The sequence below is a fragment of the Streptomyces sp. a15 genome (assembly GCF_059026085.1).
In genome coordinates this window covers 184,640-209,455 of sequence record NZ_JBWLKM010000008.1, presented here as the reverse complement: position 1 = coordinate 209,455, position 24,816 = coordinate 184,640, and the positions used below count along the sequence as shown (strand labels likewise).

Genomic DNA, 24,816 nt, shown 5'->3' with positions numbered 1-24,816 from the left:
CACTAGGTGCTCAACCGGGCGGCCAGTTCGGTCAGTTCCGGAGTGCGCAGAACGCGTTCGCCGAATCCCGGCAGTGGTACGTGCAGGGGCGTGGTCCAGCGGTCGGGGATCGCGGTGATGCCGTACACGGCGCCGGCGAGGGCGCCGGTCACCGCGGCGACGGTGTCCGTGTCGCCGCCGAGGTCGATCGCGGCGCGTACGGCGTCCTCGTACGAGGTGGTCGTCCGCAGCGCCCAGACGGCCGAGCCGAGGCAGGGCCACACGGCTCCGTTGAACTCCGTCGCCAGGTCGGGGTGCCAGTCGGGGGCGAGGACGGTGGCGTAGCGCGGGCGGTGGTCGGGGTGGAGTGCCGCGAGGGTGTCGGGGAGGGCGGTGAGGGGGTCGGCTCCGGTCAGGGCGGTGCGGATCAACTCGTGGAGGACGGCGGTGCCCTCCCAGGCCGCCCGGTCCCCGTGGGTGAGGGCGGAGAGGCAGCGGGCGGCGTCCATCGTGGCGTCGCGGCCGTGCCGGGCGAAGTACACGGCGGAGGTGGCCGCGCGCATCAACGCCCCGTTTCCGGCGGCGCGTTGACTGACCTGGAAGTGCAGTGCCGCTGCCAGGTCCCAGGGGTCGCCGCTGCCCAGCACCGCCTCGGTCTGCAGGCCGATGTCCTTCGGGTCCGACGCCGCCCACCGCCGGAACCGCCGGAAGACGTCCGGGAGTTCGAGCCCGCCGCACTCCAGCAACGACTCGCCGACCAGGACCGCCATCTGTGTGTCGTCGGTCGCCTCGCCCGGGTCCCAGCCGCCGCCCCCGCACATCTCGCCACCCTGCCCCGGCTCCGGGAAACGGGCGGAGAAGGCACCCTCGGGGCCGAACTCGAAGGGCGCGCCCAGGGCGTCGCCGACGGCGGAACCGACGACGGCGCCGAGGGCGCGGTGCAAACGGGGGGAGTCGGGCGCGGAGGCGGTCGGCGAGTCGGTCATCGGCGCAGGTTACTTGCCCCGCACCTGCCTCGGCTTCGGTCCCGGCTTCGGTCCCGGCTTCGGTCCCGGCTTCGGTCCCGGCCCCGGTCCCGGCCCCGGTCCCGGCCTCGGTCCCGGCCTCGGCCTCGGCCCCGGCCTCGGCCTCGGCCCCGGCCCCGGCCTCGGCCCCGGCTTCGGCTCGGGCCCCGGCTCGGGCCCCGGCTTCGGGCCCCGGCTTCGGGCCCCGGCCCCGATCCCGGCTCCGGCCCCGGTCCCAACTCCGGCTCCCGCCCAGGCCCGGCTCCCGCGCCGGCCCGGCACCCGCACCCGCACCCGCACCCGACGAGCGTCCGCTAGCCGCGGGCCGCCTCCGGGTGTAGTCGTACCCACCCCTCCCATGCCGACGTGATCATGTCCTGGACGTCGTGCTTGGCCTTCCAGCCCAGTTCGGTGGCGGCGCGGTCGGCGGAGGCGACGACGCGGGCCGGGTCGCCGGGGCGGCGCGGGGTGACCGTCGGGGGGCGGTCGTAGCCGGTGAGGGCGTTGATGCGGTCGATCATCTCGCGCACCGACACCCCTTCCCCGCGGCCGATGTTGAGGGTGAGGTCACGGCCGGGGGCCGCCTGGAGGGCGCGTGCCGCCGCGACATGGGCATCGGCCAGGTCGACGACGTGGATGTAGTCACGTACGCACGTCCCGTCCGGTGTCTCGTAGTCGTCGCCGAAGATGCGCGGGGGCGCGTTCTCCGTGAGCTTCTCGAATACCATCGGGATGAGGTTGAAGACGCCCACGTCCGCGAGTTCGGGACGCGCCGCGCCCGCCACGTTGAAGTAGCGCAGCGAGGCCGTGGACAGGCCCGTCGCCCGGCCCGTCGCCCTGACCAGCCACTCGCCGGCCAGCTTCGTCTCGCCGTACGGCGACATGGGCACGCACGGCGTCTCCTCCGTCACCAGTTCGCCGTGAAGCGCGGCGTCCGGCATGCCGTACACCGCCGCGGAGGACGAGAACACGAAGGACGGCACGCCCGCCTCCGACACGGCCTCCAGGAGGACGCGCAGGCCCTCGACGTTCTCCCGGTAGTAGTGCAGCGGCAGGTCCACCGACTCGCCCACCTGCTTCTTCGCCGCCAGATGGACCACACCGGTGACCTCGTGGTCGGCGAGGGTCCGGGCCAGGCGCTCGCCGTCCAGGGTCGAGCCCACCACCAGCGGTACGTCTTCGGGGACGCGCTCGGTGATGCCGGTCGAGAGGTCGTCGTACACCACCGTCCTTTCGCCCGCCTCGGTCATCGCCCGTACGACGTGCGCCCCGATGTAGCCGGCGCCGCCGGTGATCAGCCAGGTCATGTGCGGCCGTCCCCTCGTGAATTGGCCTGTGGTGGTGGTCTGCGGTAAGAGCTGTGGGTGTGCTGTCGGCTCCCGTCGTCAGTGAAGCAGGCGGCCGAGTCCCGTGCGAGTCACTGTGATGACTCCACGTGAACCTGAGGCGACACGCAGTGCCCGCGTGGGGGTGGGGCTGATCGGCGCGGCTACTGGCCGCCCGGCATCTCCTCCAGCGCCGCCGAGTCCAGCGTCGAGGTGAGCCGGTCGAGGCGTTCGCGCAGGTCGCGGAGTTCGTCGAGGTTGAAGCCGGTGGCCTGGAAGATCCGGCGCGGCACCCGGAGCGCGGGCTCGCGCAGGGCCACGCCCTCCTCGGTCAGCCGTACCTCCACCGAGCGTTCGTCGCGGGTGCTGCGCTCCCGTCGGACGAGACCGGCCGCCTCCAGGCGCTTGAGCAGCGGTGACAGCGTGCCGGAGTCGAGGCGCAGGTGTTCGCCGAGCTGCTTCACGGGCATCTCGCCCCGCTCCCACAGCACCAGCATCACCAGGTACTGCGGGTAGGTCAGTCCGAGGTCCTTGAGGATCACCCGGTAGACGCCGTTGAACGCACGCGAGGCAGCGTGCAGGGAGAAGCAGATCTGGCCGTCGAGGCGCAGCCAGTTCTCTTCCGAGGGCGATGGGGCGGCTGATGCGTGGGCGGGGGTCGGTGTCCGGGTCATGCATCCAGGATAGCTCTTGCGAGCTATTCAATTGTGCACAACTGAATTGTGTGCTCTACTTGTGCTCGCAAGGCGGCCGGACAGGCCGCCGAGACGTGACTCAAAGAGGGATGGTTCTTCCATGGACGCGCTCTACACCGCTGTCGCCACCGCCACCCACGGCCGGGAAGGCCGTGCCGTCTCCTCCGACGGCACCCTGGACCTCGCGCTGGGCATTCCGGTGGAGATGGGCGGCAACGGACAGGGCACCAACCCGGAGCAGCTGTTCGCCGCCGGTTACGCCGCCTGTTTCGGCAGCGCCCTCGGTCTCGTCGGCCGTCAGGCCAAGGTCGACGTGAGCGACGCCGCCGTCACCTCCGAGGTCGGCATAGGCAAGCAGGGCGAGGGCTTCGCCCTCAAGGTCACCCTCCGCGTGGAGCTGCCCGACACCGTGGACGAGGCGACCGGCCGCAAGCTGGTCGAGCAGGCCCACCAGGTCTGCCCCTACTCCAACGCCACCCGCGGCAACATCGAGGTCGACCTCGTCATCGAGTAATCCCAAGGCTCGTCAACGAGTAACCCCGGTCACACACCGGAAAGCGTCACCCGACCCGCGCCAGCACCTCCCCCGTCCGCCCGCTCCACGTCACCACCACCGCCTCCTCGGGCACCAGGTGCCGGCGTGTGAGCAGCAGCCACCGCACGTGGTAGCGGCGGGCGACGGCGGTGCGCTCGGCGCGGGTCGACGTCGGGGCGAGGTAGGCGCGGACGTCCGCGAGCCGCCTCGCCCTTTCCCGTTCGTCGAGGGCCGCGTCCGGCCGGGCGGGCGCGGCGAGGTTCGCGCCGTAGCCCGCGATCGCGTGGCCGGCGTGGTAGCCGTCGGTGATCACGACCTCGCCGGGGCCGATATGCCGCGAGGCCCATGCGTACGTCGGCCAGCGCGGCGGCTGTGCGAAGCCGACCGGGTCCAGCGAGCGCGGGACGACCGCGCCCGCCTGCACGGTGAGGAAACCCACGCAGGCCCCGGCCGCCGCGGCCCCGCCCAGCACCCGCCGCCACACCGGCCAGGGCCGCGGCGCCGCCAGCTCCACCGCGAGCGCGAACTGCGGCGGCACCAAGGTCAGCCCGAGGATTCCGCCGTAGGTGTGGTGCCCGCTGAACCAGCCGTACGCCACGACCAGGCAGTCGAGGACGAACATCAGCACGAGGGGATCGCGCACCGACCTCCGCCCTCGCCGCCATAGCGCCGGCACCCCGAGCAGCGCCAGCCAGAAGTGTCCGCCGAGGTCCTGGTACAGCGTCCGGTGCGTTCCGTCCGCGCCGCCGTCCCCGGCCGGAGCGAACACGTCGAAGTACGGCCAGCAGACCGCGACCAGCAACGCGGTCCCGCCCGTCAGCGCCCACGGCCGCACGACCGCCGGCCGCCATCCGCGCTGCCACCCGCCGAGCAGGGCCACGGCCCCCAGCACCGCCGCCACCGCCGTGACCGGGTGCACCAGCAGGATCAGCCCGTACAGCGCGCCGAGCCCCGCGTACCCGCTGAGACCCGGCAGCCCGCTCGGCCCGACGTACCGCACCGCCCGGCCCGCCTCCCGGGCCCGAGCCCCCGTCAGCCCCCATGCCCAGAAGGCCAGCCCGATCGCGAACGCCGACGGATACCCGAGGTTCCCCGTCATCGACATCAGCCCGAGGTACCCGCTCCACCAGGCCCGCTCGGTCCCCCACAGCAGTGTCATCGCGGCCAGCGCCAGCACCGGCGCCCACTGCCTCGGCGTCAGCACCCGCACGAAACGGCCGAGGCCGGTCAGCAGCACCAGCAGGTTCAGCGGCCCGGCGAGTTGCAGGACCTGCCACCCGCTCAGTCCCGTCAGCCGTGCGAAGGCGCCCTGCGCCAGCGCGTACGGCGAGTAGTACGGGCTGCCCGCACCCGGCAGGTCGGCCATCGGGTGGCGCGGCTGGAGCAGACTCGCCTTCAGGCGTTCGACGACCGCCGCGTGCTGCCCGGCGTCGCAGCACAGCGGCACCCGCCAGTAGGCCAGCGACATCACCAGCCAGAACAGGAACCCGACGACCTGGTACGGAGTGGGACGCCGGACTCGGCCGCCGCGCAGTGCCGTCGCACCGCGCACGGACCGCCGGGCAAGAACACCGACGCCGCTCATCGCACGTCAAGGGGGACGGGAAGCGGGGGGAGGGGCTGAGGCATTGGCCGTATGTTCCCCGCAGCCACGCCGAGGTCGACGGCCCGTCCGTACCTCACCCCATCGTGTGAGCCCGTTCGGCGTGCTCCTGCGCGGGCAGTGTCACCCGCTCCCGTGCGACACGCTCCAGCAGCAGCGGCACCCCGACCACCGGCAGCAGCCACGCCAGCACGATCAGCCGATCGCCCCAGATGTTGATGTCCGGGTGCGCGGCCTGCGTGAGGATCCCCGTGCAGCCCGCCGCCACCAGGAACCCGCCGAACGCCCGCCGTCGCCCGCGCAGCGCCCCCCACGCACCCGCCGCCAGGGCCGCCGCGAACAGCGGCTGCCACAGCTGCCGACGCAGCCACTCCGTCCAGAAGTTGGCCTGGAGGTGCAGGAACTCCGGCCACGGACGGGTCCGGTCGGGCCGGGTGAAGTGGTCGGCGAGCAGATCCTGGACGCTCTCGGATGCGGACGGGTAGTGCAGCACCTTCGCCAGCAGCAAGGTCCCGATCACGGCGGAACCCCCCACGGCCGCCAGAGCCACCACGCCACGCCCCACAGCCTGCCCCTGCCCCTGCCCCCGCCCCCGCCGCCGTACGGCGATCACCGCTCCCGCCCCCGCCAGGCACAGCCCCAGAAGCAGCGCCTGTGGGTGCTTCACCGTGAACAGCCCGGCCAGCGACCCGCCCACCAGCACCAGACCGGCCCGGGCCCGATGCCCGTGCAGCACCAGCGCGCACCCCCACACTGCCGCCAGCGTCAGCGCCAGCAGCAGGCCCTCCGTCATGGGCCGCATGGCGGTCGTGCCGCACGGCAGGACGTAGTACAGCGCCTGACCGGTCAGCGCGAGCGGCACCGGCACGGACAGGGTGCGCAGGATGAGGAACGCCAGGATTCCGCCCGCGACCGCGATGACGACACTCGCCGCCCACACCCCCCACGTCACGCCGAGCACGGTGACGAACGGCACCAGGAACACCGGATATCCGGGCCGCGCCTCGAAGATCCGCATGAACCGCGCCGAACTGAACGGCACGGCATGCCCGCCCGTCTGCCCCGCCCGCAGCCGCGCGTCCACCTCCCGCCAGGCCGTGGCCCGGCACTCCGTCATGACCTGCCGACGGGGGTCCGGCGCGTGGAAGCGCACCACGTCGACCTTCTGTCTGCGGTACGCCGTCGACGCCCGGCCCGCGCAGGCGTAGTCGATGGTGGCGGCCGCCGCCTCCCGCTTGCTGTCGCCGCCGAGGCTCAGGGCGTACGACAGGTAGTTCTTGGTGTCGGGGGTGTCCCGGCCGGTGACGTTCGCGAGCTGGAGCACGGCGAACACCGCGGCGAGCACCAGCACCCAGGTGCGCGGCCTCATGAGCGACTATCTCCGGCCGGGCCGGCTCGCCGGCCGCCAGGTGGAGGGCCGGGTCGGGGTCGGCCGGGAGGGGCTGGACGGCATGCGAACTCCCTGGAGTGGCACCGGATTCAGCCGCGGTCGGCGACGGCCGACGAACCGACGGGCTGCGGACCGCCGGCCGGCGAACCGACGGGCTGTGAACCGACGACCGGCGAACCGATGACCGGGGAACCGACGGGCTGTGAACCGACGACCGGCGAACCGATGACCGGCGAACCGACGGGCTGTGAACCGACGACCGGCGAACCGATGACCGGGGAACCGACGGGCTGTGAACCGACGACCGGCGGACCGACGGGCTGTGAACCGACGGCCGGCGAATCAACGGCCGGGGAACCGACGGCCGGCGAACCGACGGCCGGCGAATCAACGGCCGGCGACCCGCCGTCCAGCGACCCGACGTCCCGCGGACCGGCCGGCTGCGGCACGCCCGCCAGTGGAAAGCGGCCGAGGGCCGCCGCCGCGGACGGCACCGGGTGGCGCTCGGCGAGCGGCACGACCGGCGGGAGGTCCGTCTCCCCCAGCACCACATGGCGTACGACCCGCTCGGCGGCGCGCCCGTCGTCGTACGGGCAGAACCGCTCGCGGAACGCGGAGCGCAGCTGGGCGGAGCGCGAGCCGCGCCAGTGGCCGGTGGCGAAGATGTCGATCAGCTCGTCCTCACTGCGCGCGACCGCGCCCGGCGGGAAGGAGCGCAGGTCGAAGTAGGTGCCGCGGGCCGCCTCGTACGCCTCCCGGTCGTCGGCGAGGAGCACGATCGGGCGGTCGAGGTTGGCGTAGTCGAACATGATCGAGGAGTAGTCGGTGACCAGGGCGTCCGAGGCGAGGCACAGCTGCTCGACGCTCGGGTGGTCGGTGACGTCGATGACCCGGTCCGATCCGGCGGTGAGGGGTTCGCCGTAGACGTGGTGGGCGCGGGCGAGGACGACGTAGCGGGGGCCGAGGCTGCGCAGGAGCCGTTCCAGGTCGAGGGGCTGGTGTTGGCTGCGGCGGTGGTCGCGGTGGGTGGGCGCGTACAGGATCGCGACTGTGCCCTCGGGGATGCCGAGGGTCTCGCGCAGCCGGGACACGTCCGCGGAGGTCGCCTGCTGGAAGACGTCGTTGCGGGGCTGGCCGTACTCGAGCGTGCGGTAGCGGCCGGGGAGAACGCGCTCCCAGGTCAGGGTGGAGTGGCGGTTGGCGGACAGGACGTGGTCCCAGGTGTCGACCCCGCGCAGGAGCTCGGCGAAGTCCGTGTCGCGGGCGGCCGCCGGGCGCTCCTGGAGGTCCAGGCCCATGTGCTTGAGCGGGGTGCCGTGCTGTGTCTGGAGGAGGATCTGGCCGGGGCGCTTGACCAGGCGGCGGTCGAAGTCGACGTTGCTGACCAGGTACTTGGAGCGGGCCAGCGCCGTCCAGTAGGCGACCGTGCCGGGCCTGACGCGGCGGGTGGCGGCCGGGATCGTGTGGTGGTGCTCGCGGCGCGCGACCCAGGTCGTGCGGAAGTGCGGGGCGTGGGTGCGGAACGCGGTCTCCAGGGCGCCCGGGTTGCAGCCGTGGCCGCGGCCGCCGTACGCGGCGAAGAGGGCCCGGTCGGCGCACAGGGGGAGACGGCGCTGGACGCGGTAGTGGAGCCGGAGGGCCGCGGCGCCCATGGACTTCAGCAGGCGGGTCAGGGACTTGACCGTGCGGCGGCGCAGGGCCGACGCCCGTTGCAGGGTGTGGAACGTGCGGCGCAGGCCCAGCCGGACGAGGGTGTGCCGCAGCCGGGAGCGCAGCGGGACCGGGTGGCCCGGGGCGTGGTGACGGCGGCAGAGGGCGCGCGCCTGGCGCAGGAAGTCGGCCCGCGCCTCGCGGGGCAGCCGCTCGCGGTGGGCGAAGACCGTCGTCAGGTGGTTGACCATGCGGCGGAACAACACCGGCCGCCAGCGCGCCAGTTCGGGGCGCTGCTCGACGTACGCGAAGACCCGGTCGTACTGCTCGAAGAGGTCGAAGTGGCGGCGGCTGGTGGTGCGGGTGATGCTGCCCCGGCGGCGCTGCCGGTAGTGGACGCAGACCCGGTCGAGCGTGGCGATCGACTCGGCGGCCATGAGCGCCGGGTACGTCCACGGGACGTCCTCGTAGTAGCCGGGCGGGAAGGTGAGCCCTTCGCGCTCGACGAACTCCCGGCGGTACGTCTTGTTCCACACGACCGTCAGCAGTTTGAGCAGGCCCGGGCGGTCCTCCAGGGCGAAGGACGCCGGGCCGCGTTCCGTGAGGTGGATCGCCGCCTGGTTGCGGACGGTCCGGCCCGACCAGTCGGTGCGCGCGTAGTCGTGGACCAGGATGTCCGGCTCGCCGGTCTCCTTCAGGCGGTCGGCGATCGCGCGCAGCGCGTGCGGGGTGAGGGTGTCGTCGCCGTCCAGGAAGAGCAGGTAGTCGCCGGTCGCCGTGCGCAGACCGGCGTTGCGGGCGGGCCCGAGGCCCTCGTTGCGGGGCAGGTGTACGGGGCGTACGCGTGGGTCGCGGGCCGCGGCTTCGTCGATGATCGCGCCGCAGGCGTCCGGCGAGCCGTCGTCGACCACGATCAGTTCCAGATCCGGATACGACTGGGAGAGCACCGAATCCAGGCATTCGTTGAGGTACGCCTGAACCTTGTACGCGGGGACGATGACACTGAACCTGGGCAAGGGGGACATCCAAGGGTCGTCGCGGGCGTTCTGCCCGGGAACGGCCGAGGGCGTGTTCTGGTTACGAAGCGTTACGGCATTCGGGGGATCGTGGACGGACAAAGGGGACGGACCGGTGTGGTCCGCCCCCTCAAGTGGGTGTTCCTGGGGGCTACTTGACCGCGCCCGCCATCACGCCGGACACGAACTGTCGCTGGAACAGGAAGAACACGGCGAGTGGGATCACCATGGAGATGAACGCGCCGGGTGCCAGGACGTCGATGTTGTTGCCGAACTGGCGTACCTGCGTCTGCAGCGCGACCGTGATCGGCTGGCTGCCGGAGTCGGAGAACACCAGCGCGATCAGCATGTCGTTCCACACCCACAGGAACTGGAAGATGCCCAGGCTCGCGATCGCCGGCCCGCCGAGCGGCATCACGACCCGGACGAACAGGCGCAGTTCACCCGCCCCGTCCAGCCGGGCCGCCTCCAGCAGCTCCTTCGGGATCTCCGCGAAGAAGTTCCGCAGCAGGAACACCGCGAAGGGCAGACCGAAGCCCGTGTGGAAGAGGACCACGCCGAAGATCGAGCCGAACAGGCCGAGCTTGCCGAAGAGTTCGGCGATCGGGATCAGCGCCACCTGCACGGGCACGACCAACAGGCCGACCACGCCCAGGAACCACCAGTCGCGGCCCGGGAACTCCATCCACGCGAACGCGTAGCCCGCGAGCGCGCCGATGACGACGACCAGGGCCGTCGCCGGGACCGTGATCAGCACCGTGTTGACGAGCGAGTTGGTGATGTCGCTGTTCTGCAGGAGCTTGTCGTAGCTCTCGAAGGTGAGTTGGGACGGCTTGGAGAAGACCTCCCACCAGCCGCTCGCGGCCATCTCCCGCGGCGGGCGCAGCGAGGACAGCAGCAGACCGATCGTCGGCACCAGCCAGAACAGGCCGACGACGATGAGGAACACGCGCAGCAGACCGCCGCTGACCCCTTCGGCGAGGCGCCCGCCGAGGGACCGCCTGGCCTTCACGCCCTCGACCGGCGCCTCCTTGGTGAGCCGGTCGGCATGTGTCGTCATCGCCGCACCTCCCGCTTGAGCCTGCGGACGTTGAACCACATCACCGGGATGACCAGCAGGAGCAGGAACACCGAGATGGCGCTCGCGATGCCCGGCTGGTCCTCGGAGAAGCCCTTGCGATACAGCTCCAGGGCCAGCACGTTCGCGTCGTCCTGCGAGGAGCCCGGCGCGATGATGAAGACCAGGTCGAAGACCTTCAGGACGTTGATCATCAGAGTGACGGCGACGACCGCGAGGACGGGAGCCAGCAGCGGCACCGTGACCCTGCGGAACACCTGCCACTCGTTCGCCCCGTCCACCCGGGCCGCCTCCAGGAGCTCACGGGGCATCCCGGCCAGCCCGGCCGCGATCAGCACCATCGCGAAACCCGCCCACATCCAGATGTACGACCCGATGATCGCGGGTGTGACCAGGGACGGGCCGAGCCAGTCCAGGCCGTTGTAGGGCTCCTTGAAGTTGCTTGCGGGCAACCGGAGTTGGGCCCCGTCGGCCTTCTCGGACAAGGTGAACGTGCCGTCGTCGGCGGCCTTCGTGGATTCCACCACCTTGCCGTCCTTGACCGCCTCGATCTTCATGCCGGGGTAGCCGACCTCGGACGCGTCCGGCGCGCCGAGCGTGCCCACGCCCTTGCCACGGGTGAAGTCCTGCCAGGTCGTCCCGGTGATCTTCCCCGGCTCGGCCTGCGGCGGTACGGCCCGCTTCGCGTCGCCGGGCATCTGCTCGGGGGCGACGCCCACGAGGGGCAGGGTGACGGTGTCGCCGGTGCTGACCGTCGCCTTGGTGACGAAGCTCCCCCCTTGCACCACCAGCGGCGAATCGCGGCCCGGGTGCGCCTTCGGGAACGCGGACGCCTCCGCGAAGGTGTCGTGGACACCCACCCACACCGCGTTCGCCACGCCCTTGTCCGGGTCCTGGTCGTAGACCAGCCGGAAGATGATGCCCGCCGCCAGCATCGAGATCGCCATCGGCATGAAGACGACGAGCTTGAACGCCGTGCCCCAGCGCACCCGTTCGGTCAGCACCGCGAAGATCAGACCGAGCGCGGTGGCGACCGTCGGGGCGAACACCACCCAGATGACGTTGTTCTTCAGCGCGGTGCGGATGCCTTCGTCGGTGAACAGCGCCTCGTAGTTGTCGAATCCGGCGAAGCCGTCGCCGGACTGGTCGTAGAAGCTGCGGACGACCGAGTACCCGATCGGGTAGACCACGAGCGCGCCCAGCAGCACGAGAGCGGGCAGCAGGAACAGCGCAGCCACGCTCTTGCGGGTGCCGGTCACGCTCTTGCGCGACTTGGGAGCGGCAGGGGGCGGAGTGCCCCCTGCCGCATTGGCAGATGCCATCGCGTCAGCCGCCGTAGGCCGCCGCCGCGTCGGCCTCCAGTTTCTGCTGGGTGCCGGCGATGTCCTTCGGGTTCTTCAGGAAGTCCTGCAGCGCCTTCCACTCGCCCTTGCCGGGCGTGCCGCCGAAGGCCTGCGGGGCCTGGTCGGACATGTCGAAGCGGAAGTCGTCACCGGCCGCGATCAGCGCCTTGGCCATCCTCTGCTGCACCGCGTTCGGGTACGCCGAGTCCGCCACGTTCTTGTTCGGCGAGAGGTAGCCGCCGAGCTTCGCCTGGACGGTCGCCGCGTCCGGGGAGGCGAGGAAGGTGGCCAGCGCCTGCGCCGCCTCGGAGTCCTTCAGGATCACCGCCGCGTCGCCGCCGGAGACCACCGGCGCGGTGTCGCCCACGGCCGGGAACGGGAACACCTTCGCGTCCGTGCCGACCTTGGCACCGGCCTGGACGATGTTGACCTGCGCGAAGTCGCCCTCGTAGACCATGCCCGCCTTGGGCTGGTCGCCGCCGGTGAAGGTCTGCGTCACCGAGGCCGGGAAGTCCGTCTGCAGCGCGCCGGCCGCGCCGCCCGCCACGTAGTCCTTCTTGCCCCAGACCTGGGCCAGCGTGGTCAGGGCGTCCTTCACGGACGGGTCCGTCCACTTGATCTCGTGCTTCGCCAGCTGGTCGTACTTCTCCGGACCCGCCTGGGAGAGATAGACGTTCTCGAACCAGTCGGTCAGGGTCCAGCCCTCGGCGCCGCCGACGGAGAACGGGGTGACGCCGGAGTCGTAGACCGTCTGCGCGGTGGTGAGGAGTTCGTCCCAGGTCTTGGGCTCGGTGGCCCCCGCGTTCTCGAAGACCTGGGCGTTGTACCAGATCAGCGACTTGTTGGCGGCCTTGTAGTAGACGCCGTACTGCTTGCCGTCGACCTTGCCGATGTCCTGCCAGCCCTGGGAGTAGTTCTCCTGCAGTTCCTTGAGGGCCTCGGCGCCGAGGGGCTTGGCCCACTTCTTGTCCACGGCCTGCTTGATGGCGCCCGGCTGCGGGAGCATCGCGATGTCCGGCGGCTGGCCGCCCGCGATCTTCGAGCCGAGGAAGTTGACGATCGGGTCCTGCGCGGGCACGAAGGTCACCTTCGCGCCCGTCCGCTTCTCGAACTCCGCGAGAACCTTCTTGAAGTTGGCCTGCTCGGCGCCGGTCCAGACCGCGGCGACCTCCAGGCTCTTGCCGTCCAGCTTGGGGAGGGTGACGGTGGTGCCTGTCTCCTTGGCGGTCGTGTCGCTGTTGCTGCTCTTGTCGTCGTCGCCGCCGCACGCCGTCAGCGCGAGCGCGAGGGCTCCCGCCAGGAGTGCGGCTGCGGATTTCGCGGCCCTGTTGTTGCGGTTCGTACTGCTCGTGCTGCGCATCACTGCCCCGTTCTTCGTGCCTCGTCGAACGTTCGAGCGCTGTCCCGTGCGGTCTGGTCTACGCCCGGGGGGTTGGGGGCGGCAAGAGCGCGTCGCGTGTCAAGCCGGGGATCGTGACCCCCTCGTGACCAGGTACGGGCGGTTGGTGGCTCGCGTCCGCTGGGGGCCGGCGCCCCCAGACCACCGCTATCGGCGTGAATGGCCTCGTCCTCAAGCGCCGGACGGGCTCATTCTGTGCCGGACCGGTGCCGGCCGACGGTCCGAACCGGCGCTACAGGAGTGACGGCACCTCGGTCGCCGCGACCTCGCGCGCCGCCCGCTCCAGCGCGCTGGCCAGCAGAGCCAGGTCCGTCGGGCCGTTGCCCAGCTCGCGCACCGGGCGTCGGGTCGGCGGGTCCCCCATCCGCTCCCACTCCAGGGGCAGGACCGTCGGCCGCAAGGTCGCCGTACGCGGGATCCGTCCCGTCACCCGGCCCCCCTGGAACGGCGTGACCCGCCCGTCCGCCCAGGCCAGGCGGCCGCGGCCGGGGGCCGGTTCGTCGGGGCCGGCGGCCGGGGTGTCCAGCGTGACGCGGAGGGTGGCCAGCCGTGCCAGGTCCGACTGGGCCGTACGGCCGCCGACGCCGGACGCGGCCACCAGGTGAACGCCGAGGCGCTCGCCCTCGCGGGCCACGGCCTCCAGGGCGCGTATCACCGAGCCCGCCGCGGGTCTGCCCGGCGAGCCCAGCGCGGGGCGGACCAGAGCGTCCAGGTCGTCCACGATCACGACGAGGCGGGGCAGCGGCGGCGCCGCCTCCGCCTGCCGTCGGGCGGCAGCCGGGCGCAGCCGGATGGTGGAGCTGGACGGGGTGTCCAGGTCTCCGGTGTGTTCCGCGGTGGCGGACACGCCGCGGGCCGGGGGCGTGCGCTGGGCGACTATGCGGCCCGACACCTCGCGCCCGGTGTGCCACTCGGCGAAGTCGGACCGCCCGAGCAGCTCCGCGCGCCGCTTCAGCTCGGCGCTCAGGGACTGGGCGAACTCCCGCATCCGCACGGGGTCGTTGGCGGTGAGGTGGGTGGTGACATGCGGTACGTCCGTACAGACGCGCAGGCCCTCGCCGTGTCCGCCGCCGTCCGTGCCCACGCTGTCCCGGCCGTCGATCAGCACCACGCTCAGCCGGTCGGGCCGCTCGGCGGCGGCCAGCGAGGCGACGATCGCCCGCAGCAGTTCCGTACGGCCGCTGCCCGCCGGTCCCTCGATCAGCAGGTGCGGGCCGTCCAGCGCGAGGTCCGCGCAGACCGGGCCGCGCGGTCCGGCGCCGAGCACGGCCCAGGCCCGCCCGCCGAGCGACTCCGTGTCGTCGGCCGCGTCCGCCCAGCGGGCCATCAGCGACGCCGGGGTGGCCCGGGCCAGCCCCACCTCGTCCAGCAGCCTGGCCGCCTGGGGCAACGGCGCGGACACGCGCGAGTGCCGCTCACCGGCGATGCCCTCCGCCCGCAACGGCGCCAGCGCCCGCGCGAACCGCTCGGCCCAGGCGAGCGAGACGGCGTCCACGGCGGCGACGGTGCCGTGGCCCACCGGGCCGACGGGGGTGGTGGGGGTGCTCGGGGAGGTGGGCGTGGCGCGCGTGGCGGGCGTCGCGGAACCGTCCGTACCCGCACCCGCCCGTGCCACCCGCATCAGCCGCAGTGCCGTCGCCACGTCGCCGCTGAGCAGCGCCACGGCACCGCACTCACGGAACGCCGGTGCCGCCGCGCAGGCCGCCTCGTACGTCTCTGTCACCGGCGACGCGGGCGACGCGGGGGCCGTCTCGGCGAGGCACACCACATGGATGCCGGCCCGCGGGCCGTCCAGCGCCAGCCGCGCCACCGCCTCGCGCACGGCGGCGCCCCCGGGATCGCCGTCCACGACGACCACCGTGTACGGGCCGGGGAAACCGCTCCTGCCCTCGTCGTCCACCGCGACGTCGTCCCGGGCCCAGGCGGGGCGGTGGTTCGCACCACGGGGCGGGCGGTCGCCGGGGGCACTCGCGTCCGTGCCGTACGAAGGGGCCGTCCGCCGGGCAGAGGCGGGGACCGAGGCATCGGTGAGGTGGTCCTCCAGGCGGCGGAGGAGTTCGTCGGTGCGGGCCGTGGCCTGTTCGCGGTCGTAGGCGAGCAGGAGGCGGCAGTCCTGGCCGTGTCCGGGTCGCAGATGCGGGAGCCAGCCCAGCCAGGACCACTCGGCGGTGCGCTCCGCCACGGGCCGGGAGCGGTCCGCGCTGATCAGGACGATTTCCAGGGCATCGGGGGAGTGCAGCGCGGCGAGCTGGGCGACGACCGCGCGGGCCAGCCCGGCGAGCCGCTCGCGCGGTCCGGCCAGCCCCAGTGCCCCGGCCTCGCGCAGATCGGCGGTCACCGGAACGACGGGCAGGAGCCCCGAGCCGTCGGGCGCCGCACGGTCCGCCGTGCCGAGCCGCACCGTGAGCGCCTCCGGGTGGCCCGGGCCGCGCTCCCACAGCCGGGGTCCGGGGCCCAGCGCCGTCAGCAGCAGCGCCGCCGGGTCCGGCCAGGCCTCGGGGGCCTGGGACGGCGGGGGCAGAGGTGCCGGCTGCGATGCGGGGGAGGCGGTGCCGCCGGTCTCGTCGTAGGTGGGGTCCCCGGCCGTCTCCTGCTCGCCGCGCCCGCCGGTCAGGCGACGCGCCCACGCCGAGAGTCCGCCGCGTTTGCGCAGGCCGGGGGGTACGTCGGTGCCGCGGAGGGGGGTTCCTTTGCGGCGGCCGGTGTCGGTGTCGGGGGCGGTGGCGGGATCGGTGTCGTCGTCCGCGGCGCCGGGCCTGTTTGCGTCGGACGGGCCTTCGCGTGTCTGCCCTAGGTCTCCGGGCCCGGGGACCGAGGCGCCGCCCGCCGCGGCGACGCCGAACCGCCCGGCGTGGGTCGCCCCGCTGTCGCCGGAGCGGGAGCGGGAGCGGGAGCCGGAACCTGATCCCGAGCCGGAACCCGAGCCGTCCCGGGGTGCGGCGCTCGTCCGGCCGTACGGCCGAGCCCCGTTGGTCTCGATGTGCGGCGCCCCGCCCTGGCCCGGTACGACGAGGGGTGGTTCGACGGGGGCGTGGCCCTGCGCGTCCGGGGTGCCGGTCGAGGCGCCCCAGCCCGCCGAGCCGTACGCATGATGCGTCCTGTCGGAGGGACCGGAGGGGCCGGACGGGCCGGGCCCACCGCCGGGCGCGGGAGCCTGGGTCGGCGCCGCGTCCCCGGTGGGCACCCGCACCTGCCCCTCCCCGTCGGGAGTCGTCCGCACGCGCGCACCCGGGCCGCCCGCCGGGGCCAGCCGCAGGGCCGACTCGCCGATCCTGAGCAGCGCGCCCGGCGTGAAGCGGACCGGGTGGGTGCCCACGCGCGCGCCGTCCAGCGAGGTGCCGTTCGTGGAGTCGAGGTCGGCGACCGAGACGCGGCCGTCGGGGCCGACCGTCACCGCGCAGTGCAGGCGGGAGACGTCGGGGTCGTCCAGCGGGACGTCGGCGTCGGCGGAGCGGCCGATGTGGATCTGGCCGCCGTGCAGCAGATGGACCCCGCCCGCGTCCGGGCCGGCGATCACGTGGAGCTGGGTCGGCGCGTCGTCCAGCTCGGGGTGGGGCTCCGGCTCGCCGGGGGTGCCCAGGGACAGCACGGCGCCGTCGAACAGCGGGGGCTCGCCCAGGGTGCAGCGCTGGGCGTCGAGCCGCTCCGCACCGGCGTACAGCACGACCGGGCCGCCGCCGGCCTCCCGGCTCCGCTCCGGTGGGACGCCCGCGTCCGCGGGGACCGCCGAGGCGAGCGCCGACGCCACCGCGGCCAGGGCGGTGCCCGCGGGCGCGGTGACCAGCACGTCACAGCTCGCGGCGCGGCCCTGGGTCCGCTCGGGCGGCCCCAGCGGGTCTACGACGGTCAGCCGGATCTGCATCGCCGTCAGCCGTCCCTTCTGCGCGGGCACCCGGGGACGAGGACGAAGCCGGAACGGCGGTCCCACGCCACGGACTTCCCCCACCACGAGCACGTCGGCCAGTACAGGAGGCATCCTCGCACCTGCCACTGACAACGCGCCCGCCGCCCATCATCAAATGATCTTGATTGGTCGGCTCTGCCCGCAAAAGTGCCTGACCAGTGCCCGACTCGTGACCACTTGAGATCGCTCACGCGCGGCTGTGGCAACCAACGGGATCGAGTCGAGCGTCTTTCCTTCGAACGTGCACGGGAACCGGTACGTAAGACGCACAGAACGACGACGGGACAACGACACCCCGGCGCCGCGGACAGCGGCACTACAGTGGGTCGGAACACCCATAGCACGCCGGACCCCGGTGGACGGGTCAGGTAAGCAAGCAGGCAAGCCAGCAACAGGGAGCGCATGACGTGCGGCCGGTAGGCAGCAAGTACTTCCTCGAGGAGCCGCTCGGACGCGGCGCCACGGGGACCGTCTGGCGAGCCCGCCAGCGCGAGACCGCGGGCGCCGAGGCGGCCGTGCAGGGCCAGCCCGGCGAGACCGTCGCGATCAAGGTCCTCAAGGAGGAGCTCGCGAGCGACCCCGACATCGTGATGCGGTTCCTGCGGGAGCGCTCCGTCCTGCTCCGTCTGACCCACCCGAACATCGTGCGGGTGCGCGACCTGGTGGTCGAGGGCGATCTGCTCGCCCTGGTCATGGACCTCGTCGAGGGCCCCGACCTGCACCGCTACCTGCGCGAGAACGGCCCCTTCTCGCCCGTCGGCGCCGCCCTGCTCACCGCGCAGATCGCCGACGCGCTCGCCGCCAGCCATGCCGACGGCGTCGTCCACCGCGACCTGAAGCCGGCGAACGTCCTGCTCAAGCAGTACGGCGGCCAGATGCACCCGATGCTGACCGACTTCGGCATCGCGCGCCTCGCCGACTCGCCCGGCCTGACCCGCACGCACGAGTTCGTCGGCACGCCCGCGTACGTCGCGCCCGAGTCCGCCGAGGGCCGCCCGCAGACCTCCGCCGTCGACATCTACGGCGCCGGCATCCTGATGTACGAGCTGGTCACCGGCCGCCCCCCGTTCGGCGGCGGCTCGGCCCTCGAAGTCCTCCACCAGCATCTCAGCGCCGAACCGCGCCGCCCGTCCACGGTCCCCGACCCGCTCTGGACGGTCATAGAGCGCTGCCTGCGCAAGAACCCCGACGAGCGCCCCAGCGCCGAGAACCTCGCGCGCGCCCTGCGCACCGTCGCCGAGGGCGTCGGCGTGCACGCGAACTCCGCGCAGATCGCCGCCGCGGAATCGGTCGGCGCGCTGCTGGCACCCGACCCGGCCCCGGCGGCCGTCCCGGGCATGCCCGGCGCCGCCGACCCGACCCAGGTGCTGCCGCACGGCGCGGGCGCGTACGACCCGAACGCCGCGACCAGCGTCATGCCCCACACCGGCGGCCCCGGCAGCCCCGGCGGGGGCTCTTTCGGTGCCGCCGACCCGACCGCCGTCATGCCGCCGGTGCCGCAGCACCAGCCGGGCGGGCAGCAGGGGCAGCAGCCGGGTCAGCCCGGTCAGCCCGGTCAGCCCGAGGACCCGCACCCCTGGCAGAACCAGTTGCGGGCCGCCCGCGACCGGAACGAACAGACGCAGGTCCAGTACCTCGACCCCAGCCAGGACCCGCTGCGCCGCCGCCCCCAGCGGCAGGTCGCCCGGCCGGACCAGCAGCCGCGACCCCAGCAGCAGCGGCCCGCACAGCGGCCGCAGCCCGGTGGTTACGGCCATCCGCAGCAGCAACAGCCGCAGCAGTACGCCCCGCAGCAGCAGCCCCAGCCCCGTCAGCAGCCGCAGCCGCAGCGGTACGCGCCGCCCCCGCAGCCGGAGCCCCGGCGGCCCGCCCGCGAGCCCCGCGAGCCGCGGCAGCGCAGCGCCAACCCGATGAAGATCCCCGGGCTCGGCTGCCTCAAGGGCTGCCTGTTCACGATCGTCATCCTGTTCGTCGCGGGCTGGCTGGTCTGGGAGCTGAGCCCGTTGCAGGAGTGGATCGGCACGGGCAAGAGCTACTGGCAGCAGCTCGGCGACATGTTCGACACGGTGTCCGGGTGGATCGGCGACCTGAGCGGGAACTCCTCCGGCCAGTAGCGGCCCCGAAAGCCCTGAGATTCCCTGAGCTCCCCTGAGATCCCCGAGATCCGGGCGACTCTGGGGATTTGTCGACACCCAGCGGGTGATTTCCGTCTCCGCGGTGAAGGTTGGCTCTTGCGGCGCGTAGCTTTGTCGGCAACACGCGTCAGTAGGAGCAGCCTTGGCACGGAAGATCGGCAGCCGGTACACCGCCCACCAGATCCTGGGGCGGGGCAGCGCCGGCACGGTGTGGCTGGGCGAGGGGCCCGAGGGACCCGTCGCCGTCAAGCTGCTGCGCGAGGACCTCGCGTCCGACCAGGAGCTCGTCGGACGCTTCGTGCAGGAGCGCACGGCCCTGCTCGGCCTGGATCACCCGAACGTGGTCTCCGTGCGCGACCTGGTCGTCGACGGCAACGACCTCGCGCTGGTCATGGACCTCGTCCGGGGGACCGACCTGCGCACCCGGCTCGACCGGGAGAAGCGGCTCGCGCCCGAGGCGGCCGTCGCGATCGTCGCGGACATCGCCGACGGGCTGGCGGCGGCGCACGCGGCCGGGGTCGTCCACCGTGACGTCAAGCCGGAGAACGTGCTCCTGGACATGCAGGGCCCGCTGGGCCCCGGTGGGTCGCATCCGGCGCTGCTGACCGACTTCGGCGTGGCCAAGCTGATCGACTCACCGCGGCGGACCCGGGCCACGAAGATCATCGGCACCCCGGACTACCTGGCACCGGAGATCGTGGAGGGCCTGCCGCCCCGGGCTTCGGTGGACATCTACGCGCTGGCGACGGTCCTGTACGAGCTCCTGGCGGGCTTCACGCCGTTCGGCGGGGGACATCCCGGTGCGGTGCTGCGCCGCCACGTCACGGAGACGGTCGTCCCCCTCCCCGGCATCCCGGACGAGCTCTGGCAGCTGATGGTGCAGTGCCTGGCCAAGGCACCGGCCTCCCGGCTGCGCGCCTCCGAGCTGGGCGCGCGGCTGCGGGAGCTGCTGCCGATGCTGGCGGGCATGCCGCCGCTGGACGTGGACGAGCCGGACACCGAGTCCGAGGAGGACGCGGACGAGGGCCCGCCTCAGGACGAGCCGGTGTCCTCGGCGCCGGTACGGCGGCGGGGTGCGGTGCCGCTGGTACCGGGCGCGAAGCCGGCCGACTCCAACCGGGACACACATACGTCGATGAGGGTGCCGGCGCCGGACGAGCTGGCCGGGGGTGCGAGGGGCACCGCCCGTGCGCCCCGGGCCGCCGGCGCTCCCCGCCCCGGTTCCGCCCGGCACCGTGCGGCCACGCGCCGCCGGCGTGTCGTACTGGGCGCGGCCGCGGTGCTCCTGGTCGCCGCGGCCGGCGTCGGCACCTGGGCGGCCACCTCGGGCGACGACCCCGGCACCCCCCAGGACACGAAGAACTCGTCACCGGCGACACCGTGACCGCCAGGGGCTTCGCCCCTTCAACCCCACCAGGGGGCTCCGCCCCCTGAACCCCCGGCCTGTGCCCGCGCACGCACCGGCTCTCCCCGCTTGGCGGAGCCGTTAGGCTGGAGGCGTGGCAGTCGTCGATGTATCCGAAGAGCTCAAGTCCCTCTCCTCGACCATGGAGTCGATCGAGGCCGTTCTGGACCTCGACAGGCTGAGGGCAGAAATCGCCGTGCTCGAGGAGCAGGCGGCCGCGCCGTCCCTGTGGGACAACCCGGACGAGGCGCAGAAGGTCACCAGCAAGCTCTCCCACCTCCAGGCCGAGGTCAGGAAGGCGGAGACGCTGCGCGGGCGGATCGACGATCTCTCCGTGCTGTTCGAGATGGCCGAGGAGGAGGACGACCCGGACACCAAGGCCGAGGCCGAGGCCGAGCTCGTCGCCGTCAAGAAGGCGCTGGACGAGATGGAGGTCCGCACGCTCCTCAGCGGTGAGTACGACGTGCGCGAGGCGCTCGTCAACATCCGCGCCGAGGCCGGTGGCGTCGACGCCGCCGACTTCGCCGAGAAGCTCCAGCGGATGTACCTGCGCTGGGCTGAGCAGCACGGCTACAAGACCGAGGTCTACGAGACGTCGTACGCCGAAGAGGCCGGCATCAAGTCGACCACCTTCGCCGTGCAGATTCCGTACGCCTACGGCACCCTCTCCGTCGAGCAGGGCACCCACCGGCTCGTGCGGATCTCGCCCTTCGACAACCAGGGGCGCCGCCAGACCTCCTTCGCGGGCGTCGAGATCCTGCCCGTGGTCGAGCAGACCGACCACATCGAGATCGACGAGTCCGAACTGCGGGTGGACGTGTACCGGTCGTCCGGGCCGGGCGGCCAGGGCGTCAACACCACCGACTCCGCGGTGCGGCTCACCCACCTCCCCACCGGCATCGTCGTCTCCTGTCAGAACGAGCGGTCGCAGATCCAGAACAAGGCGACCGCGATGAACGTGCTCCAGGCCAAGCTCCTCGAGCGGCGCCGCCAGGAGGAGCAGGCCAAGATGAACGCCCTCAAGGGCGACGGCGGCAACTCCTGGGGCAACCAGATGCGTTCGTACGTGCTGCACCCGTACCAGATGGTCAAGGACCTGCGCACCGATTACGAGGTCGGCAACCCGGAGGCCGTGTTCAACGGCGAGATCGACGGGTTCCTGGAGGCCGGAATTCGCTGGCGCAAGCAGCAGGAGAAGTAAGTTTGTCGACAAGGCAACTGTCGCCTCGCTGGCGGCAGTTGCCTTTTGCGTGACCGAATGTGTGCCTGATGTCTAGGTTTTACATCACACTCACACGCTTCATTGTCCGGCAAAGATCGCTTAGTTGGACATTGCGCGCGCAACGGCCTTGACGTTGCTTTGAAAAATGGGAAGGGTAACGCGCGGCATGCGTATCTCTGGGGCGCATGTGAACCGGGGGGCCTACGTGCAGCTACCTCCTCCGTTGATCACGGCCCCGGGCGCCGCCTCACTGACGATGAGCTACTGGGGGTAGCAACCAGATGACCAAGAAGACGCGCATCCGGATCGCGCGGGTCGCCGCCGGTGCCGTGATCGCCGCCGGCGCCTCGCTGACCGCAGCCGGTGCCGCATCCGCCGCGGAGACGGACGACTGCATCCTGGGTGTCCTGTGCGCCGACGAGTCGCCGACTCCGACGCCGCCGGTCCCGACCGACATCCCGACGGACCTGCCGACGGACGTTCCTCCCACGGACGTCCCGACGGCCGACCCCACCGACGAGCCGACCGAGCCCACGGACGAGCCCACCGAGCCCACCGAGGACCCGACCGACCCGGGCAACGGGAACGGAAACGGCAACGGAAACGGCAACGGCAACGGGAACGGCAACGGCAATGGGAACGGCAACGGCAACGGAAACGGCGGGGGCAACAGCAACACCGACCCCGACGGCGGTTCCGGCGACTCCGCCCAGGAGGAGGGCTCCTCGTCCCTCACCGACACCGGCACGGACACCCCGGCCGACACGTCGGCCCAGGGCAGCGGTGAGGAGCTCGCCGACACCGGTGCCGCGCAGACCACCTTCCTGGTGATCGGTGCCGCCACGATGATCGCCGGCGGCGTCGGCTTCCGCATCCTGCCGCGCCTCATGGGCGGCCGGGGTGGCGCGGCCGCCTGACGGTAGCCGTCTACTTACGGACCGTACGCAGGCCGTACGGTGAAGGGCCCGGAGCGGGTAACCGCTCCGGGCCCTTCGTATGTCCGTACGTCCGTCCCGGACTCCCGTACGGGACGTACGCTCTCGGATCGCGTCCTACGCGGTCTGGTGCGCCAGGAGCGCGACCGCCGCGATCAGTACAGCGAGCAATGTGATCAGTGCCATGGGGTTGAGACCCGCGAACAGGTTCTCCTGCTGCAGCCGCTCGCGGCTCGCGCGGCACACATGGCACCGGCCCTCGCTCACGGGCGCCGCGCAGTTCGCGCACACCAGCCGGTCGTACGTCATGCGCTCGCCCTCCTTGCACCGGTTCCATGTACACAACGCCTGAGGGGACGCGAACGTTCCCCCCTCCACTGTGCCAGGTTCCCCGGAATTCAGCGCGGGGTCCCATGAGGCCGGGGCAGGCACAAAACACACATCTGTCACGCAACCGCAACCGGTGCCTGCGCTCGCCTACCCGGTTCGCGTATGGTCACGCTCATCTACCCCCGGCGACCCGTGGTGCATCCGTGATCCGATTCGACAACGTATCCAAGGTCTACCCCAAGCAGACCCGCCCCGCACTCAGGGATGTCTCCCTGGAAGTGGAGAAGGGCGAGTTCGTGTTCCTCGTGGGGTCCTCCGGCTCCGGAAAGTCCACCTTCCTGCGGCTGGTCCTCCGCGAGGAGCGGTGCAGCCACGGTCAGGTGCACGTTCTGGGCAAGGACCTCGCGCGCCTCTCCAACTGGAAGGTGCCGCAGATGCGGCGCCAGTTGGGGACCGTGTTCCAGGACTTCCGGCTGCTGCCCAACAAGACGGTCGCCGAGAACGTGGCCTTCGCACAGGAGGTCATCGGCAAGTCGAAGGGCGAGATCCGCAAGTCCGTGCCGCAGGTGCTCGACCTCGTCGGGCTCGGCGGCAAGGAGGACCGGATGCCCGGCGAGCTGTCCGGTGGTGAGCAGCAGCGCGTGGCCATCGCGAGAGCCTTCGTCAACCGCCCCAAGCTGCTCATCGCCGACGAGCCCACCGGCAACCTCGACCCGCAGACCTCCGTCGGCATCATGAAGCTGCTCGACCGGATCAACCGGACGGGGACGACCGTGGTGATGGCGACGCACGACCAGAACATCGTGGACCAGATGCGCAAGCGCGTCATCGAGCTGGAGAAGGGCCGCCTCGTCCGTGACCAGGCACGCGGCGTCTACGGCTACCAGCACTGACCGCCACGTCCACGGAAAGGCATAACCAGACGCCATGCGCGCCCAGTTCGTACTGTCCGAGATCGGTGTCGGTCTCCGCCGCAACCTGACGATGACCTTCGCGGTGATCGTCTCCGTCGCCCTGTCACTCGCCCTGTTCGGCGGGTCGCTCCTGATGAGCGACCAGGTCAACACCATGAAGGGCTACTGGTACGACAAGGTCAACGTCTCGGTCTTCCTCTGCAACAAGAGCGACGCCGAGTCCGACCCGAACTGCGCCAAGGGCGCGGTCACCGAGGACCAGAAGAAGGCCATCCTCGCCGACCTGGACAAGATGACGTCCGTCGTGCAGAAGGTGACCTACGAGTCGCAGGACGCGGCCTACAAGCACTACAAGGAGCAGTTCGGCGACTCCCCGCTGGCCAGCTCCCTCACGCCGGACCAGATGCAGGAGTCGTACCGGATCAAGCTGAAGGACCCGGAGAAGTACCAGGTCATCGCCACCGCCTTCGACGGCCGGGACGGCGTGCAGTCGGTGCAGGACCAGAAGGGGATCCTCGACAACCTCTTCGGGCTGCTGAACGGCATGAACTGGGCCGCGCGCGCGGTGATGGCCCTGATGCTGGTCGTCGCGCTGATGCTGATCGTCAACACGGTGCGCGTCTCGGCCTTCAGCCGGCGGCGCGAGACCGGGATCATGCGCCTGGTCGGCGCCTCGGGCTTCTACATCCAGGCGCCGTTCATCATGGAGGCCGCGGTCGCCGGACTCATCGGCGGCACGGTCGCGTGCGGGTTCCTGGTGATCGCGAGGTACTTCCTCATCGACCACGGCCTCGCCCTCTCCGAGAAGCTGAACCTGATCAACTTCATCGGCTGGGACGCCGTCCTGACGAAGCTGCCGCTCATCCTGGCGACGAGTCTGCTGATGCCCGCGCTTGCCGCGTTCTTCGCGTTGCGCAAGTACCTGAAGGTGTGACGCATGCCAAGAGGGCCGTA

At 72.1% G+C, this 24,816-nt stretch carries 18 protein-coding genes; 7 read left to right on the top strand and 11 right to left on the bottom strand.

All coding sequences use genetic code 11. The annotated features are described in order from the left end of the window. Nucleotides 1-2: 2 nt before the first annotated feature. The 3 genes from AC5P09_RS12125 to AC5P09_RS12115 form a co-directional block, all read right to left on the bottom strand. Entirely contained in the window at nucleotides 3-965 is a 963-nt protein-coding gene (locus AC5P09_RS12125; RefSeq protein WP_493873856.1) for an ADP-ribosylglycohydrolase family protein, read from the bottom strand. A 332-nt stretch (nucleotides 966-1,297) separates the two neighbouring features. Beyond that, complete coding sequence (galE, locus tag AC5P09_RS12120; protein WP_493873855.1) at nucleotides 1,298-2,290, bottom strand: UDP-glucose 4-epimerase GalE; 993 nt, start codon at nucleotides 2,288-2,290, stop codon at nucleotides 1,298-1,300. Nucleotides 2,291-2,472: 182 nt separating this feature from the next. Continuing rightward, the gene (locus tag AC5P09_RS12115) at nucleotides 2,473-2,982 is read right to left on the bottom strand and encodes a MarR family winged helix-turn-helix transcriptional regulator (protein ID WP_493873854.1); all 510 of its coding nucleotides are present in this window, start codon (nucleotides 2,980-2,982) and stop codon (nucleotides 2,473-2,475) included. A gap of 121 nt (nucleotides 2,983-3,103) precedes the next feature. Between AC5P09_RS12115 and AC5P09_RS12110 the strand changes: the two genes are divergently transcribed. Beyond that, entirely contained in the window at nucleotides 3,104-3,517 is a 414-nt protein-coding gene (locus AC5P09_RS12110; RefSeq protein WP_493873853.1) for an organic hydroperoxide resistance protein, read from the top strand. A gap of 46 nt (nucleotides 3,518-3,563) precedes the next feature. Here the strand turns inward: AC5P09_RS12110 and AC5P09_RS12105 are convergent, their stop codons facing one another. The 7 genes from AC5P09_RS12105 to AC5P09_RS12075 all read right to left on the bottom strand — a co-directional run bounded on the left by AC5P09_RS12105 (nucleotide 3,564) and on the right by AC5P09_RS12075 (nucleotide 16,879). Continuing rightward, nucleotides 3,564-5,123 (bottom strand): hypothetical protein, encoded by a 1,560-nt coding sequence (locus AC5P09_RS12105; protein ID WP_493873852.1) that lies wholly within the window; start codon nucleotides 5,121-5,123, stop codon nucleotides 3,564-3,566. A 94-nt stretch (nucleotides 5,124-5,217) separates the two neighbouring features. After that, nucleotides 5,218-6,510: a hypothetical protein gene (locus AC5P09_RS12100; protein ID WP_493873851.1), complete on the bottom strand. Its 1,293-nt coding sequence runs from the start codon at nucleotides 6,508-6,510 to the stop codon at nucleotides 5,218-5,220. Between the two features lie 110 nt (nucleotides 6,511-6,620). Beyond that, a complete protein-coding gene (locus AC5P09_RS12095; protein ID WP_493873850.1) occupies nucleotides 6,621-9,197 on the bottom strand; it encodes a bifunctional glycosyltransferase/CDP-glycerol:glycerophosphate glycerophosphotransferase in 2,577 nt (858 codons plus the stop codon). A 151-nt stretch (nucleotides 9,198-9,348) separates the two neighbouring features. Beyond that, nucleotides 9,349-10,257 carry a carbohydrate ABC transporter permease gene (locus AC5P09_RS12090; RefSeq protein WP_493873849.1) on the bottom strand — a complete coding sequence of 303 codons (909 nt, stop codon included), beginning with the start codon at nucleotides 10,255-10,257 and terminating at the stop codon, nucleotides 9,349-9,351. Further along, a complete protein-coding gene (locus AC5P09_RS12085) occupies nucleotides 10,254-11,597 on the bottom strand; it encodes a carbohydrate ABC transporter permease (RefSeq protein ID WP_493873848.1) in 1,344 nt (447 codons plus the stop codon). Before AC5P09_RS12085 ends, AC5P09_RS12090 begins: the two co-directional genes overlap by 4 nt. A gap of 4 nt (nucleotides 11,598-11,601) precedes the next feature. After that, on the bottom strand, nucleotides 11,602-12,978 hold the full coding sequence (locus tag AC5P09_RS12080) for an ABC transporter substrate-binding protein (protein ID WP_493873847.1): 1,377 nt from the start codon (nucleotides 12,976-12,978) through the stop codon (nucleotides 11,602-11,604). A gap of 271 nt (nucleotides 12,979-13,249) precedes the next feature. Further along, nucleotides 13,250-16,879 carry an FHA domain-containing protein gene (locus AC5P09_RS12075; RefSeq protein WP_493873874.1) on the bottom strand — a complete coding sequence of 1,210 codons (3,630 nt, stop codon included), beginning with the start codon at nucleotides 16,877-16,879 and terminating at the stop codon, nucleotides 13,250-13,252. Between the two features lie 449 nt (nucleotides 16,880-17,328). Here AC5P09_RS12075 and AC5P09_RS12070 point away from each other — a divergent pair, with 449 nt between their 5' ends. From AC5P09_RS12070 to AC5P09_RS12055, 4 genes are all read left to right on the top strand, one after another. After that, complete coding sequence (locus AC5P09_RS12070) at nucleotides 17,329-19,035, top strand: serine/threonine-protein kinase (RefSeq protein WP_493873846.1); 1,707 nt, start codon at nucleotides 17,329-17,331, stop codon at nucleotides 19,033-19,035. A gap of 163 nt (nucleotides 19,036-19,198) precedes the next feature. Further along, nucleotides 19,199-20,440, top strand: coding sequence for a serine/threonine-protein kinase (locus AC5P09_RS12065; protein WP_493873845.1), 1,242 nt, complete (start codon nucleotides 19,199-19,201; stop codon nucleotides 20,438-20,440). Between the two features lie 115 nt (nucleotides 20,441-20,555). Next, nucleotides 20,556-21,662, top strand: coding sequence for a peptide chain release factor 2 (prfB, locus tag AC5P09_RS12060; RefSeq protein WP_493873844.1), 1,107 nt, complete (start codon nucleotides 20,556-20,558; stop codon nucleotides 21,660-21,662). 302 nt (nucleotides 21,663-21,964) lie between these two features. Continuing rightward, nucleotides 21,965-22,600 (top strand): LPXTG cell wall anchor domain-containing protein, encoded by a 636-nt coding sequence (locus AC5P09_RS12055; RefSeq protein ID WP_493873843.1) that lies wholly within the window; start codon nucleotides 21,965-21,967, stop codon nucleotides 22,598-22,600. A gap of 135 nt (nucleotides 22,601-22,735) precedes the next feature. Here AC5P09_RS12055 and AC5P09_RS12050 read toward each other — a convergent pair whose 3' ends face one another. After that, nucleotides 22,736-22,927, bottom strand: coding sequence for a hypothetical protein (locus tag AC5P09_RS12050; RefSeq protein WP_266438800.1), 192 nt, complete (start codon nucleotides 22,925-22,927; stop codon nucleotides 22,736-22,738). Between the two features lie 224 nt (nucleotides 22,928-23,151). On the opposite strand from AC5P09_RS12050, the gene ftsE reads away from it, so the two are divergent. Both ftsE and ftsX read left to right on the top strand, forming a co-directional pair. Next, entirely contained in the window at nucleotides 23,152-23,841 is a 690-nt protein-coding gene (gene ftsE, locus AC5P09_RS12045; protein WP_266438802.1) for a cell division ATP-binding protein FtsE, read from the top strand. A gap of 34 nt (nucleotides 23,842-23,875) precedes the next feature. Then, entirely contained in the window at nucleotides 23,876-24,796 is a 921-nt protein-coding gene (gene ftsX, locus AC5P09_RS12040; RefSeq protein ID WP_307675201.1) for a permease-like cell division protein FtsX, read from the top strand. The last annotated feature ends 20 nt before the right edge of the window (nucleotides 24,797-24,816 follow it).